Annotated in this window: 12 protein-coding genes and 1 other annotated feature; of the genes, 1 reads left to right on the top strand and 11 read right to left on the bottom strand. The window is 43.0% G+C overall.

Going from position 1 to position 13,181, the window contains the following annotated elements; genetic code table 11:
* Positions 1-36: 36 nt before the first annotated feature.
* The 3 genes from GRQ40_RS05115 to GRQ40_RS05105 all read right to left on the bottom strand — a co-directional run bounded on the left by GRQ40_RS05115 (position 37) and on the right by GRQ40_RS05105 (position 2,307).
* A complete protein-coding gene (locus tag GRQ40_RS05115) occupies positions 37-1,296 on the bottom strand; it encodes an MFS transporter (protein ID WP_080859957.1) in 1,260 nt (419 codons plus the stop codon).
* Between the two features lie 60 nt (positions 1,297-1,356).
* Positions 1,357-1,599, bottom strand: a binding site (T-box leader).
* A 3-nt stretch (positions 1,600-1,602) separates the two neighbouring features.
* The gene (gene fosB / locus GRQ40_RS05110; protein ID WP_369824128.1) at positions 1,603-2,073 is read right to left on the bottom strand and encodes a metallothiol transferase FosB; all 471 of its coding nucleotides are present in this window, start codon (positions 2,071-2,073) and stop codon (positions 1,603-1,605) included.
* Between the two features lie 84 nt (positions 2,074-2,157).
* Positions 2,158-2,307, bottom strand: coding sequence for a hypothetical protein (locus tag GRQ40_RS05105; protein ID WP_231734656.1), 150 nt, complete (start codon positions 2,305-2,307; stop codon positions 2,158-2,160).
* Between the two features lie 385 nt (positions 2,308-2,692).
* Between GRQ40_RS05105 and GRQ40_RS05100 the strand changes: the two genes are divergently transcribed.
* Positions 2,693-3,646, top strand: a complete 954-nt coding sequence (locus GRQ40_RS05100) for a carbon-nitrogen hydrolase family protein (RefSeq protein WP_159719506.1) — start codon at positions 2,693-2,695, stop codon at positions 3,644-3,646.
* A 334-nt stretch (positions 3,647-3,980) separates the two neighbouring features.
* Here the strand turns inward: GRQ40_RS05100 and GRQ40_RS05095 are convergent, their stop codons facing one another.
* From GRQ40_RS05095 to GRQ40_RS05060, 8 genes are all read right to left on the bottom strand, one after another.
* A complete protein-coding gene (locus GRQ40_RS05095) occupies positions 3,981-5,426 on the bottom strand; it encodes a MocR-like pyridoxine biosynthesis transcription factor PdxR (protein WP_159719505.1) in 1,446 nt (481 codons plus the stop codon).
* Between the two features lie 144 nt (positions 5,427-5,570).
* The gene (locus GRQ40_RS05090; RefSeq protein ID WP_044742100.1) at positions 5,571-5,765 is read right to left on the bottom strand and encodes a hypothetical protein; all 195 of its coding nucleotides are present in this window, start codon (positions 5,763-5,765) and stop codon (positions 5,571-5,573) included.
* 344 nt (positions 5,766-6,109) lie between these two features.
* Positions 6,110-6,595, bottom strand: a complete 486-nt coding sequence (locus tag GRQ40_RS05085) for a YfmQ family protein (RefSeq protein ID WP_080859828.1) — start codon at positions 6,593-6,595, stop codon at positions 6,110-6,112.
* Positions 6,596-7,052: 457 nt separating this feature from the next.
* Positions 7,053-8,558 (bottom strand): malate:quinone oxidoreductase, encoded by a 1,506-nt coding sequence (locus GRQ40_RS05080; RefSeq protein WP_066149443.1) that lies wholly within the window; start codon positions 8,556-8,558, stop codon positions 7,053-7,055.
* Between the two features lie 599 nt (positions 8,559-9,157).
* Positions 9,158-9,544 carry a 5-carboxymethyl-2-hydroxymuconate Delta-isomerase gene (locus tag GRQ40_RS05075; protein ID WP_159719504.1) on the bottom strand — a complete coding sequence of 129 codons (387 nt, stop codon included), beginning with the start codon at positions 9,542-9,544 and terminating at the stop codon, positions 9,158-9,160.
* 223 nt (positions 9,545-9,767) lie between these two features.
* Positions 9,768-10,511, bottom strand: a complete 744-nt coding sequence (locus GRQ40_RS05070) for a fumarylacetoacetate hydrolase family protein (RefSeq protein WP_066149441.1) — start codon at positions 10,509-10,511, stop codon at positions 9,768-9,770.
* Positions 10,508-11,305: a fumarylacetoacetate hydrolase family protein gene (locus tag GRQ40_RS05065; RefSeq protein WP_159719503.1), complete on the bottom strand. Its 798-nt coding sequence runs from the start codon at positions 11,303-11,305 to the stop codon at positions 10,508-10,510. Before GRQ40_RS05065 ends, GRQ40_RS05070 begins: the two co-directional genes overlap by 4 nt.
* A gap of 317 nt (positions 11,306-11,622) precedes the next feature.
* Positions 11,623-13,179, bottom strand: coding sequence for a solute symporter family protein (locus tag GRQ40_RS05060; protein ID WP_236546403.1), 1,557 nt, complete (start codon positions 13,177-13,179; stop codon positions 11,623-11,625).
* Between the last annotated feature and the right edge of the window lie 2 nt (positions 13,180-13,181).

Raw genomic sequence — 13,181 nt, 5'->3', positions numbered from 1 at the left:
TTCTATATAAGCCTATATTGTCAGCCAAAGATCTCCTCATGCTTGTGAATCTTCTATTGTCTCTGTGATAATAGATGAGTAATATTTTTTCTTTGCTGGCAATAAGGCGAGTGCGCATAAAATCGAAGTAACGAGTAGCATCAAGAATGCGCCGATCATGACGACAGACTGAATAGAGGCAAGCTGCGCCATCATTCCAAAAACAGCAGTTGTGATGACGAGGAATATCGCTTCAATGAATCCATATATGCTTCCCACTCTTCCCATTACGGAAACAGGTATGTTATTTTGATAAAAGGTATAAAATCCGGTATTGGCAAAGGATAAAGAGACGGAAAGAATAAAGAACCCCAAAGCAGCGATAGAAAAAGAGCTTGAACAAGCATAGATCATATAGCCAATCGCTACATGGAAGGCACCAAAGCCGATTAACCAAGACGTCGCTAATTTTCGCGAAAATATTGCATTCACAATCGCTCCCAACGCAACACCTCCTCCAGCTACACTCACTAAAAAGCCATACTCACTTTCTGATAAAGCAAGCACTTCTTTCGCAAAGGCAGCTTCCAATGAATCAACGGCTGTCGCGATTACCATCATGCAGCTAAATAAAAAATAAATAAGCGTGATATAAACGTAACGATAACTAAAATTCATCACCAGCTTCCAATCGTTTTTCAGCAGCTGGAAAGAGCCTTTGTGATCGGCTGGATGACTTACCAGCTGTGTTTCAACATTCGGAAGCAACAAGGTGATCGCCCCTGAGAAGAGTAGAGCCAATGAATTAATATAAAGGGCCAATACAGGCGTTCCGACTAAAAATAGAGCACCTGCAACCGCTGGCCCGATCAGAAAACCGCCGGAGTCCATTAAACTTCGCAATGAATTAAAGCGCTGCCTTTGCTCCGGAGGAGTTAGCTGGGTGATATAAGTCATCGATACCGGTCCAAATACCGCACTTGCTATACAGATGAAAAAAACAATAAAATAAATAGCCCCAATCGAAGAACAAAAAGGCAGGATGGCAATTAGTACAGCCCTTATCACATCTAGCATGATCATAAGATTCCGTTTATTGAATCGATCTATCACACTCCCGGACCAAGCGTTCGTAAGTAAGGCCGCTAAAGGCTTGAGCATATACAGGATAGATACCGCAAAAGGGGAATCAGTCATATTGAGAACCAATAAATTCAAGGAAATTAAATAAATCCAATCGCCCACATTGGAAATTCCGATTCGAAGCAAAAGTAAAAGGTGATATTGCCAAGCCTCGAATGGATTTTTACCTCTCACTTCCAAGCTCCTCCTTTTATCCAATAAGCTAAATAAAAAATTCGCCCCAAGACACTAGGTCTTGGGGACGAATTTTCATTCGCGATGCCACCCCATTTTATTAATATGTCACCATGTTTAACTCAGTAGGTACACGAATACCTTAGCTCTATAACAGGTGCCACCTGTCACACGATCCCCTTTTTTTTCGGTTCCCGTGCGATGCTCCAAGGCTTGCTTCAATAAACCATTCTTACTCCTTCCCAGCTACCGGAGCTCTCTGAAAAGAATGAATGTATTTACTCTCCTCTTCATCGCATGATGATATTAAGTAAAAAACTGCATATGATGCTTCTCGCTTTTGTAATAAGCCAACCGATCATTCAAACTGCCGGTGTGAAATTCGAACTTGTGCCCGTCAGGATCCGTAAAATAAACAGAGCGCTTGTCTCTTTCATCTCTTTCTCTGCTTGGAATTATGGCCACATCTAGCTCTTTCAGCCTTTGAACAAGATCATCGAAATCTTCTTCTTTGACGGAAAAAGCGATATGAGTATATGAGTGCCGGATTTCGTTTCGCGGAATATCTTTTTGGACATTCAGAGCAAGCCACATTCCATTTAGATCAAAATAGGCTAAATTTCGTCCTTTGACCAATAGCTTTGCACCGAATACTTGCTGGTAAAAGCGAACGGATTTTTCTAAATCGGATACAGAGAACGTTAGGTGATTAATGCTTCCAATCGGCAAGCGGATCTTCCTCTCCGTTTCGTTTTGACATTGATTATGACGATTCATGCTGAGTAAAATGACTGGGGAGTAGCTTTTGTCAAGAAGCAAAATAGAATCGATACATCTTCACTGTTTTCTTATCGTGGAACCCTAAATCGGGCCGTTATCATGATGATCATTTCTCATATTCTGCATATGGGCTTCCATATAGGCCTGTTCTGACCATGAAACGTGCTTGGCATTTTCTTCAGGGTTCAAATCATGGATGCCTTTTCTTTTATACGCCCAATCAACCACCACATGCTCTTTTCCTCTCCTTTCGTATAAGATCATAACCAGTATAGACCACGTATTTTACTAATCTGTATGCATTATACCACATAAAGAAATTATTTTACATAAATTCCAAAATTATAGCCAAATTTTTGCTTTTGTCCTTTATTTTCATTTGATTTATATATAGTGACCGTTAGTCGTCCGATAACCGAAAAACAACATACACTCCAACCTAAGACAGAAACGGCAGCGCCAAAAAGCTGCGTTGATCGCTAGAACCATCCTCGCCCAATTGTGTTAAGGGAAAATGGATGGGGCATTATGGATTCTATTGGCTGGGCACAAAGCATAGATTTTCCATTATCATAACAATGATAGACTTATTCTACTGAAAAGAGGAGGATTTCTCATGGTTCAGCAACATCATGTGCGAGTAGCGGTTGTGCAAACAGCTTCTGTCATTATGGATCGAAAAGCGAGCACCGAAAAAGCCATTTCGTTCATACAGCAAGCAGGGGAAAAAGGAGCGAACATCGTTGTATTCCCTGAAGCGTTTATTCCAGCCTATCCAAGGGGACTCAGCTTCGGGACAACTGTCGGGAGCCGTTCACCAGAAGGGCGGAAGGATTGGCTTCGTTATTGGGAAAACTCCGTTCCTGTTCCTAGCGAAACTACTGAGAAATTAGGAGAAGCAGCACGCAAAGCCGGGGTGTATCTCGTTATTGGCGTCATTGAGAGAGACAATGAATCTAGCAAGGGCACTTTATATTGCTCCGTATTATTTTTTGGACCAGACGGAAAATTGCTGGGAAAGCACCGCAAGCTCAAACCCACTGGTTCAGAACGATTCATTTGGGGAGAAGGAGACGGAAGCACTCTTCCCGTTTTTGATACACCTTATGGCAAAATAGGGGCGTTAATTTGCTGGGAAAATTACATGCCGCTGGCCCGAGTAGCGATGTATGCGAAAGGAATTCAAATTTATATCGCTCCGACAGCAGACTCCAGAGAGCTATGGCAATCTACGATTCGGCATATCGCCGCAGAAGGCAGATGTTTCGTTTTATCTTGCAACCAATATGTGACCAAGGACATGTATCCTACCGATCTAGCTTGCTACGATGATTTATCCTCTTCTCCAGAGGAAATGTGTTTAGGAGGCAGTGCGATCCTTGGACCTTTAGGTGAATATATAAAGGGACCTGTTTTTGGCAAAGAAGAGATGCTTATCGCAGATCTTGATTTGCGGGATATTGCTTACAGTCAATTTGACTTTGATGTAGTAGGTCATTATTCAAGGCCGGATGTTTTCCAGCTCCTAGTAAATGAGGAGAAACAAGAAAGCGTAAAATGGAAAAAGTAAGTAGAAGCAAGAAGCCCCAAAAGCATTGGTCTAGCGCTCGCTTTTGGGGCAAACCAAAAAAAGAAACAGGTTTAACGCTCATCTTATCATGTTGTCCAACCGCTATCATGAGACGCTTCTGCACAATGAACTTCTTAAGCTTTTTCACAAAATCATGAAACTTTCAGTTATCTTAATATGTCTTTACTCGATCTTGGTCGCTCAATCCATTGATCAAGGTTCTTCCCAAAAGCTGGGGCGCCCCCATTTTCTCATTCTATCTTCCTTCAACAAAAACCCGATTCACTACTTTGAAAATAGTGGGGCCTGCATCCCAAAGGCAGAAATGATTCGATTACTTTGGAACCGACTGAATGCTTTTAAACGCCTCTGCAAATCGGGAAACTCCCTCCCGGATGAAGCGTGACTCTTCTCGTCCAAACGTAAAGCGTACATAGCCTTTTTTTGAACCTAAAATGCTTCCCGGAACGAACGCCACTCCTCTTTTCATTGCTTCCTCAAGTAAATGATGCTCATTCATCGGGCGATTTAGTTTGCACCATAGATGGATTCCTCCTTTTGGGATAAAAAAATCCACTTGACTGCCCAATTGGTCGGCAAGGCTGGAAATCAGCACATCTCTTTGTTGTTCTAATTTCTTTTGCAGCATCGCTATATGTGTATGAAAATGTGAGGACGCTAAAAATTCATTGGCGATCCACTGCGGAAAAATGCTATGTCCAAAATCCACTTGCTGTTTCGCATCGGCTAGTCGCTGAATCACCTTCGGCGGGCCAATCACCCATCCAATTCGCAATCCCGATGCGGCAATTTTGGATAGAGAACTAATATACAGGATATTCCCCGCATCATCCATCGATTTTAAAGGGGGATGGATTCTTCCATCAAAGGTCGTTAAACTATAAGGATCGTCTTCAATGATGGGGATACCGAATTCAGCCGATAGCTCCAGCACTTTTTTTCGGCGCTCTAAAGAAAGGACCGTTCCTGTAGGGTTATGGTGTTCAGGGTTTAAAAAAACCATGCGAATCCGATGCTTCTTGTGCAAGGACAGAAGATCGTCAGGATTCATGCCGTGCTTGTCTACAGGCAAAAAATACGTTCTTAGCCCGGCAGACTGAAAAACAGGGAGAGAAAAACAGTAGGACGGATCCTCAATGGCAACCGCATCTCCTGGCTTTAATAAACATTGAACAATCAAATAAAGAGCTTGTTGCGCTCCCGATGTAATGAGAATAGAAGAAGAGCTCGTCTCAATATTTTTGTACTCTCTCACATGAGAAGCAATAGTTTCCCGCAACACTTCATTTCCTTGGGGATGGTCATAGCCGAGATGTCCAGTAAACAGCTGTTCAGCAAAAATTTTCTTAAATTGTTCAGCTGGAAACAAGCTTGGCGTCAATTCGCCGCTTGCTAAATTAATTAAATCATTTTTTTGTGTTTCCGTGCGAATTCGCTGCACTAGCGGAAGATTAGGCAAAAAAGAGCCATCCTCGACATACCGTCCCCAATTGGGGATGCGTTTATGCGATATTCCCCATATATCCGTACTCACTCGTGTGCCGCTTCCCTTTTTACGCTCGACTATTCCGAGAGACTCCAGCCATTCATAAGCTGCAGAAACAGTGCTTCGATTCACCTGCAATTCGTTTGCAAGAGCACGTTCGGAAGGCAGCAAACGGTCCGGCGGGAATATTCCCGATGAAATTCCTTGTTCAATATAATCGGCAATCTGCTTATAAATCGGTTTCTTATCCGCACGATTCGGCTTCCAATCCATCTTAACCCATCCTTACCGTTTTTTTATTGGCTGGCTACTTTCATGAAGTTGATGATTCCAGCCATGTTGAAGAGATCCCTCGCTTGCTCCAATCCGATGATAAAAAATTTCCACCGTCTAACGACAGCTAGGCCGCTAGTCAAGCTATAAAGCAACAAATGCATACCAGACCAGCCCGATAAGAAGTCCCAAAATTAGGATCACATAGATAATCGTCAAATTCCCGATATTCCGCTTAATCGATTTCCCATAGTTCGTCTCCACCGTTCTTGCCACTAATATGGTTCCTATAAGGGAGACCACTCCTATCAGCAAAACAAGCATAATGGCAAATTTCATCGATTTTCTCCTTCCTAAGTTCATCAAAATGAAACGAATATTTATTCATACGGTGTTACCGTGATACTTACGCCCCATTCTAACTTGACGTTACCATTTTGTAGATATCGAGTTCAACACTTCACAAAGTCAGCAACAACGGCGCCGAAAGCGTTGTTGCTCCGGCCTTTGTCATGCGGACAAACCACTTGCTTTCCTTTTTCCATCTTTACAGTTTGGTGACAATACAAGAATAAGTGAATCCATTTAATCTGACAACGAATGAACAGCCGCCTTTTTCCCTGCTTTCCATTTCGTTTATGAAGCTGACCAAATTCGTTAGCCACGAGCATCTGTCTTCTTTTTCATTCGCCACTAGCACAAACATGAGGATTTTCAGATCCGGAAATATCCGTTGCGAGCCGCTGTGCATAACGAACTAAATTTCCCGGAAAAAGACGATACGCCAGCATTTTTTTCTTATACTGTTTGATAACCTCCACGCGGTCGTTGTAGCAATAAATGAATAGTCTCACATCTTTTTTAGAACTTTTCGTATCAACGATAATCAACGTTCCGCTATCTGTCGGATGCAAATAGCTCTGTTCCGTGCCCGGCCATATATAATGCCGTTCTTTAAACGAGGCTTCATTAAAGTAACGGATTATTTTTGCCTTTTCTTCCCCCTCCAGTCTCTGATTAGCCATCGTCACAATGCTATTCTCCTGATTGAGTTTTGAATGAATTTGAAATTTATCGGTCATCCACTCAACAACCCCAGAGGGAAGAGAAGTGATCACTATTTTTAATAAACTTCCCATGACGATACAAAGCAATACAGTCCATGACATTTTACATCATCTCCGTTTCATGCTTTTTATAGTTCCATCATAACGCACATGGATCAATTATGAACCAGCCACTTCCCCTAAAAATAAGCCATCCACTTTGGCATGGAGCCGCCTCAGCCAACACCTCATCACGCCGCCATCTATCATCCGAAAATATTCATAGGCTATATGCGTTGTGCCATTCTTTTTTTAATTTAGGAATAAAATAGACCGCTTCATTCCAACTTTACATACAAAAAGCCCGAACCATATCATTTCCAACCCATTCAATGAGCTGTTAAAAGCGATATGGTTCGAGCATCCGACCGTCTCATGTGCTGCATTCCGTCTATATCAGCAGCGACAAAAAGGGCTAATCCAAACATGGGCCCTAGCGATGTTCAACCAGCCCTATATACGAATCCATCATCATAACAAACGATATTGTTAAAACCGTTTCTTATTCTTATCGTTCACTTTAGGCCATGGGAAGCGGCATGCCCTCGCTTAAACCAAGCGTTCTTGCAGCTGAAGCATGAATTTCGCGCAGAAGGCCTGGGTTTTTCATAAGTGGCACACCGTAGGAAGGGATCATTTCTTTAATTTTCGGCTCCCACTCTGTCATGCGTTCAGGGAAGCATCTTGTGATCACTTCGAGCATGACGTGTACAGCGGTAGAAGCTCCCGGAGATGCGCCAAGCAACGCTGCGATCGAACCATCAGCGGCACTTACCACTTCCGTTCCAAACTGAAGCGTTCCTTTTCCGCCAGCCTCCGTATCTTTGATCACTTGCACACGTTGACCCGCTACAATTAAATCCCAATCCTCGCTTCTGGCACTCGGAACAAATTCCCGCAGCTCTTCCATGCGCTGCTCTTTCGATAGCATCACTTGCTGAATCAAGTAATTCGTCAGCGACATGTTCTTAACACCAGCCGCCAGCATCGTTAAGAGATTATGCGGCTTTACAGAAGTAATTAAATCAAGCATGGAGCCGTTTTTCAAAAACTTTGGCGAGAAGCCGGCAAACGGCCCAAATAGCAGCGATTTTTTATTGTCAATAAACCGCGTATCAAGATGCGGAACCGACATCGGAGGCGCTCCCACCTTCGCTTTACCGTAAACCTTGGCATGATGTTGCTCTACAACATCTGGATTATTGCACACCATAAATATTCCGCTTACCGGAAATCCGCCAATTCCCTTTCCTTCAGGAATACCAGATTTTTGCAGCAAATGCAAACTGCCTCCTCCAGCTCCAATAAAGACAAATTTTGCGACATGTCGCTCGACCGTACCGCTATCGAGGTTTCGGACTTTCAATTCCCATGAGCCGTCGCTAGTTCGTTTCATATCATCAACATGATGTTTGTATCTTATATCCACATGTTTGCGTTTCAAGTGGTCAAACAGCATGCGTGTTAACGCACCAAAGTTGACATCGGTCCCTGATTCGATTCTTGTGGCCGCTATAGGTTCATTGAGCGTCCGATCCTTCATAATGAGCGGAACCCATTCCTGCAATTTTTTCGGATCATCAGAAAATTCCATTCCCTCAAACAAAGGGTTGCTAGCCAGCGCTTCAAAACGTTTTTTCAAAAACGCGACATTTTTTTCCCCTTGCACTAAACTCATATGAGGCAATGGCATAATAAAATCCTGCGGATGATCAATCAGCTTGCTTTTGACAAGATAAGACCAAAACTGCAACGAAACATTAAACTGTTCGTTAATTTTGATCGCTTTGCTAATATCGATCGATCCATCCGGTTTTTCGACCGTATAATTAAGCTCGCACAGCGCGGCATGTCCCGTTCCGGCATTATTCCATTCATTAGAGCTCTCATCCCCTGCATCTGCGAGCCTCTCAAATACTGTAATTTCCCAGTCTGGTGCTAATTCCTTTAACAACGTTCCCAACGTCGCACTCATAATTCCAGCACCAATTAAAATCACATCTGTTCTCATCCGATTGTTGCTCATCTTTACCATCCTTATACCCTAAGATTTAAAGAAAACCTGTAAGCGCTCCCCTTAGGCGCTCCAACAAACTAGACGATAACCTAGCCTAGCTGATCCACCTTTTCTGAATGAGATATCATTATTAATTATAGTATAGCATTATTATTTATAAATTTAAAATATTTTCTATAATATTACAGTCATTAATGAAATCATTTATGACATCCTCATCCATTGGTTCAATAAGATGGGCACACATATCTGAATGAAAAAATCAAAAAACGCATAAATATACATAGGTAACAAAACCGTTGCTGATTCGTTTTTCCGCGCTAACATAGCCCCTCCGAAAAATCTCTCACCTCTCAGCGAAGTGTAGGTGCAACGGTTCATGCAATTCGGTGTTGGCATTGTGCTTATACAATGAAAATGGACTGAATTATTTTCTATAAAAAACGCATCAGGCTACTGCATTTCTCAATATCCAAAAAACAAACGTAACAGAACTTTTCGGATATGTTAAAACCACATTTTCTGTTCATTTATTATTTGAACCACACTGCATAAAAAAATACGGACGCTTTGCATCCGCTCTCGCTTAATGAACAAATCCTCCCACACTACGTTCTAAAACGTTTATGAATATTGTTATGCTTATAGGTGCCCGTTTCGCTGAATTCCACTAATTCCAGAGACAATGCTAAGTAACGTTTGGCGAATTCGGCCGCAAAATGATCCTTTATTACCTCAAAAAGCTGATCACAGGTTTCTTTTTTTTCCTTCTCAGACCGCCCGGCGCCAATTTTTAAAGTCACATGAACAAACGCATCGTCCTCAGCTCCATCCGCAATCCGGTAATGATGAAGCTCAATGGCCCGCGAACGAATACCTCCAATCGGGAAAATATCGCTTTTAGAGATCAGAACTTGATTCACTTTTTCCAATAAATCAGAAATATGAATCGCATCCTTCAGATTGTCTGTATATTCAATAATCAGATGTGGCATGATTTCTCCTCTCTTTCTATCACTTGAAAATGAGGCAATTCTTTTTTAAACCCGTCATACGCGCAAGCACGCTCCAAAAGCTGAATGACTAGCAGCTTTTTAGGATCAACGAATCGGTCTTTCGAGCACTCCGAACATCTGAACCCCAGCCAAAACTTCATCGTTCCTTTTCTCTTTATAAAAATGATTACCACGAGAACGATAAGCAACATCAGCAGCCACTTTATTCGTCAGCTATAATGGTGTTCATAAGTCGGCCAATTCCTTCGATCTCAGCGACCACTTCGTCACCTACAGCTGTATCGGCTAGCCCTTCAGGAGTTCCGGTTAAAATTACATCATCCTTGTTCAATGTCATAAAACTGCTTAAATACTCAATAAGAGCAGGGATGTCAAAAATCATATCCCTTGTCGTCCCATGTTGTGTCAGCTTGCCATTGACATATGTTTTTAACGTTAAATTCATCGGATCGGCTATGTCTTTAGCATCTACCAGCCATGGTCCAATCGGCGTGCATGTATCCCGGCTTTTCACCCTTAAATTAGGGCGATAATAATTCTCTAAGTAATCGCGAATCGCATAGTCGTTGGCAATGGTATAACCCGCTATATAGTCATATGCCTCTTCTCGTTTCACTCTACGAGCTGGACGGCCAATCACGACCGCCAGTTCACATTCATAGTGCATGTTGACAACATCCTTGGGACGCCGCGTCTGTGCACGATGACCAACAAACGTATTGGGGCCTTTCAAAAAAACAAGCGGTTCTGTCGGCGCTTGAAATGACAGCTCCTTCGCATGATCGGCATAATTAAGCCCAAGGGCAAACACTGTACGAGGCTGCACAGGCGGCAGCCAAACCACTTCATGTTCAGCAACGATACGGCCATCTTCCAGCTTCATACAGCCATTCTCTTCAACGGCATGATGAATGGCTCCAGCATACGCGATTCGTGCTCGCTTCATAATCGTTGCCCCCCTGCTAATTCATCCTCATAAATAATCGTATTCTCCAAACTGCCAATCCCGTCAATTCCAATGCGAACATGATCTCCTGCCTTTGCGACCGGCGCTCCTTCCGGCACTCCTACTAACAGCGTGTCACCAGCATATAAGGTCATAAAATCCGTAACATCAGCAATAAGCCTGCTCACAGATCGAATGAGATTTGCTGTCGTATTTTCCTGTCGCAACTCCCCATTAATCCATACACGCACTCCCAATGCATCCGGATCGAGTACTTCATCCTGTTCAACGATCCAAGGGCCGACTGGGCAAAAACCGTCACGAGCCTTTTGCTTGATGGCCGGACGATAAAAACTTTGATGCGGAATGCTCACATCATTCACGATCGTATAACCCGCTACAAATTCAAGCGCTTGTTCCTCGCTCACACGAGTTGCCGTACGGCCCATCACAACTCCGAGCGCCGCGCCGATTTCAAGCTCTCTGGCATCAGCCGGCAATGGAATGGGCATTCCATAACCAATGACTGTATTTCTCGGTTTAATATATAAAACAGGAGCTTTTGGTTCTCCATGATAAGGAGCTTCATATACAGTCTCTCCCAAAGCGGCAAGCGCTCCTTTATAATTGAACAGCGTTCCGTATACAGCACCTGATATAGGAGCATCCCACATCAGCTGATCTACCCGATAATGCCTTCCTTGCAATTCAATCCTATTCTCGTCCAAGTTAGCGACCGCTTCCCTCTCTTGCAGGATGCCGCGGAATTTCACCCTGACTTTGACTTTACTCATATCCCTCGCTCCTTGTTTTATTTTTCTATAAGAAAGTTGAGCTTACATAGCCAATGCAAAAACAGAATCCTATTTTTTCGTCGCGCTTAAACCGAACAACCGGCTGTTTCATTTGTCAATGAACAGGGTTGCTCGGTCGTCCGACCGCCGCAATCGTCTCCTCGTTTTTAGGATAAGGCCGGAAATGCATCCATTCACCAACAAGGGAGCCTTATAGAAATTGTCATCATGACCATCGTTTCAATAGTGATAAAACCTTGTACTCATCTTTACACAGGTTAAAGATACCTCTTACTGATTGTACAAATGGCCTCTCCTTACACTCCATGATGACTAACTCCTTTTATGTCGCTCCCTGTATTTGATTTAACTAATATTTCCTCGAAATTGCCGATCTGCTCTTTTCTCGCTGAAAAGACTGTGCCAAGATAGGCTCCTAAAAAGCCAAGAGGAATCGATACAATTCCTGGTGACGCTAATGGGAAAATCGGTTCGCCAACGAAAAGAGCCTTCCCTTGTTCAGGACTCCACACATTGGGACTTAATGCAACAAGGAGAATCGTTCCAATCAATCCTACGAGCATCCCTGTAATCGCGCCTGTTATGTTAAAACGCCTCCAATAAACGGTATACAAAATAACAGGCAAATTCGAGCTGGCTGCTACTGTTAATGCTAAAGAAGCTAAAAACGCCACATTCATTTTTTGGACGAATAAAGCTAGGATAATAGAAAGGACTGTAATTCCGATCGATGCGAACCTTGCCATGCGAATTTGTTCTTTCTCTGTCGCCTTCCCTCCTTTGACAATTTCGTTATAAAAGTCATGTGAAAATGCTGTAGCGCCTGTTATCACAATTCCTGCCACAACCGCTAAAATCGTGGCGAATGCTACCGCTGAGACCACAGCAAATAGCAGATCTCCCCCCAATATTTTAGCGAGCAACGGCGCGGCCATATTCCCGGCTGGATTAGCAGCCACAATGTCTTGCGCCCCTACAAATTTAGCGGCCGCAAATCCTAAAAAGATCACCATCACATAAAACAAACCGATAATCCAAATGGAATAAACGACAGATTTTCTTGCTACCTTCGCATTTGGAACGGTTAAAAAGCGACTAAGAACGTGCGGAAGCCCAGCCGTGCCCAATATTAGGCCAAGCGTTAACGAAAAAGCATCAAGACCGTTCGCATATTTCGCCCCCGGAGCTAAATAGGCTTCCTTAAGAGGCGTGGCTGTCTGCATCTCCTCAAATACTCGCAAAAAGTTAAAATCAAATTTCGCCATCACCATCACAAAAATGACAAATGTGCTGCCTAACAACAGGAAAGCTTTCGTGATCTGCACCCAGCTTGTGGCCGTCATTCCTCCAAAAATCACGTAAATTAGCATGACAAGACCTACTAACACAACGGATATTTCATAACGAATATTCAATAAAAGCTTAAAAAGATCACCCGCTGCCACCAGTTGGGCCAGCATATAAAAGATAGAAATCGTTAGCGCATTAAAGGCTGTGACCCCGCGAACTTTTCTCGCTTGAAAACGCTCTACAATCATATCTGCCAATGTATATTTCCCAAGATTTCGCAGAGGTTCAGCTACTAAAAGCAGAACCACTAAATAAGAAACAAGCGCTCCATACATTAAAAAGATCCCATCATAGCCGACGAGGGAAATGGCGCCGATCAACCCTAAAAATGAAGAGGCCGACATAAAATCCCCTGCAATAGCAAAACCATTTTGCCAGCCTGTTAACCCCCCGCCTGCCGTATAAAAAGAACTTGCACTATTTGTTTTTTGGGAAGCATAGTAAGTAATGAGAAGCGTGACGGCAACGATGAGAGTAAAAAGGGTCACAACTTTTACATCCATGT

Source organism: Anoxybacillus sp. PDR2 (genome assembly GCF_009834045.1).
Taxonomy (GTDB): Bacteria; Bacillota; Bacilli; order Bacillales; family Anoxybacillaceae; genus Anoxybacteroides; species Anoxybacteroides rupiense.
This window is presented reverse-complemented; position numbering and strand designations above follow the sequence as displayed.

What these genes read in the sequence shown, in the direction of transcription:
- GRQ40_RS05070 (WP_066149441.1), bottom strand. Translation starts at nt 10,511, where the DNA reads ATGAAGCGAGCACGAATCGCGTATGCTGGAGCCATTCATCATGCCGTT.
- GRQ40_RS05060 (WP_236546403.1), bottom strand. Translation starts at nt 13,179, where the DNA reads ATGGATGTAAAAGTTGTGACCCTTTTTACTCTCATCGTTGCCGTCACG.
- GRQ40_RS05075 (WP_159719504.1), bottom strand. Translation starts at nt 9,544, where the DNA reads ATGCCACATCTGATTATTGAATATACAGACAATCTGAAGGATGCGATT.
- GRQ40_RS05100 (WP_159719506.1), top strand. Translation starts at nt 2,693, where the DNA reads ATGGTTCAGCAACATCATGTGCGAGTAGCGGTTGTGCAAACAGCTTCT.
- fosB (WP_369824128.1), bottom strand. Translation starts at nt 2,073, where the DNA reads ATGAATCGTCATAATCAATGTCAAAACGAAACGGAGAGGAAGATCCGC.
- GRQ40_RS05095 (WP_159719505.1), bottom strand. Translation starts at nt 5,426, where the DNA reads ATGGATTGGAAGCCGAATCGTGCGGATAAGAAACCGATTTATAAGCAG.
- GRQ40_RS05065 (WP_159719503.1), bottom strand. Translation starts at nt 11,305, where the DNA reads ATGAGTAAAGTCAAAGTCAGGGTGAAATTCCGCGGCATCCTGCAAGAG.
- GRQ40_RS05085 (WP_080859828.1), bottom strand. Translation starts at nt 6,595, where the DNA reads ATGTCATGGACTGTATTGCTTTGTATCGTCATGGGAAGTTTATTAAAA.
- GRQ40_RS05080 (WP_066149443.1), bottom strand. Translation starts at nt 8,558, where the DNA reads ATGAGCAACAATCGGATGAGAACAGATGTGATTTTAATTGGTGCTGGA.
- GRQ40_RS05090 (WP_044742100.1), bottom strand. Translation starts at nt 5,765, where the DNA reads ATGAAATTTGCCATTATGCTTGTTTTGCTGATAGGAGTGGTCTCCCTT.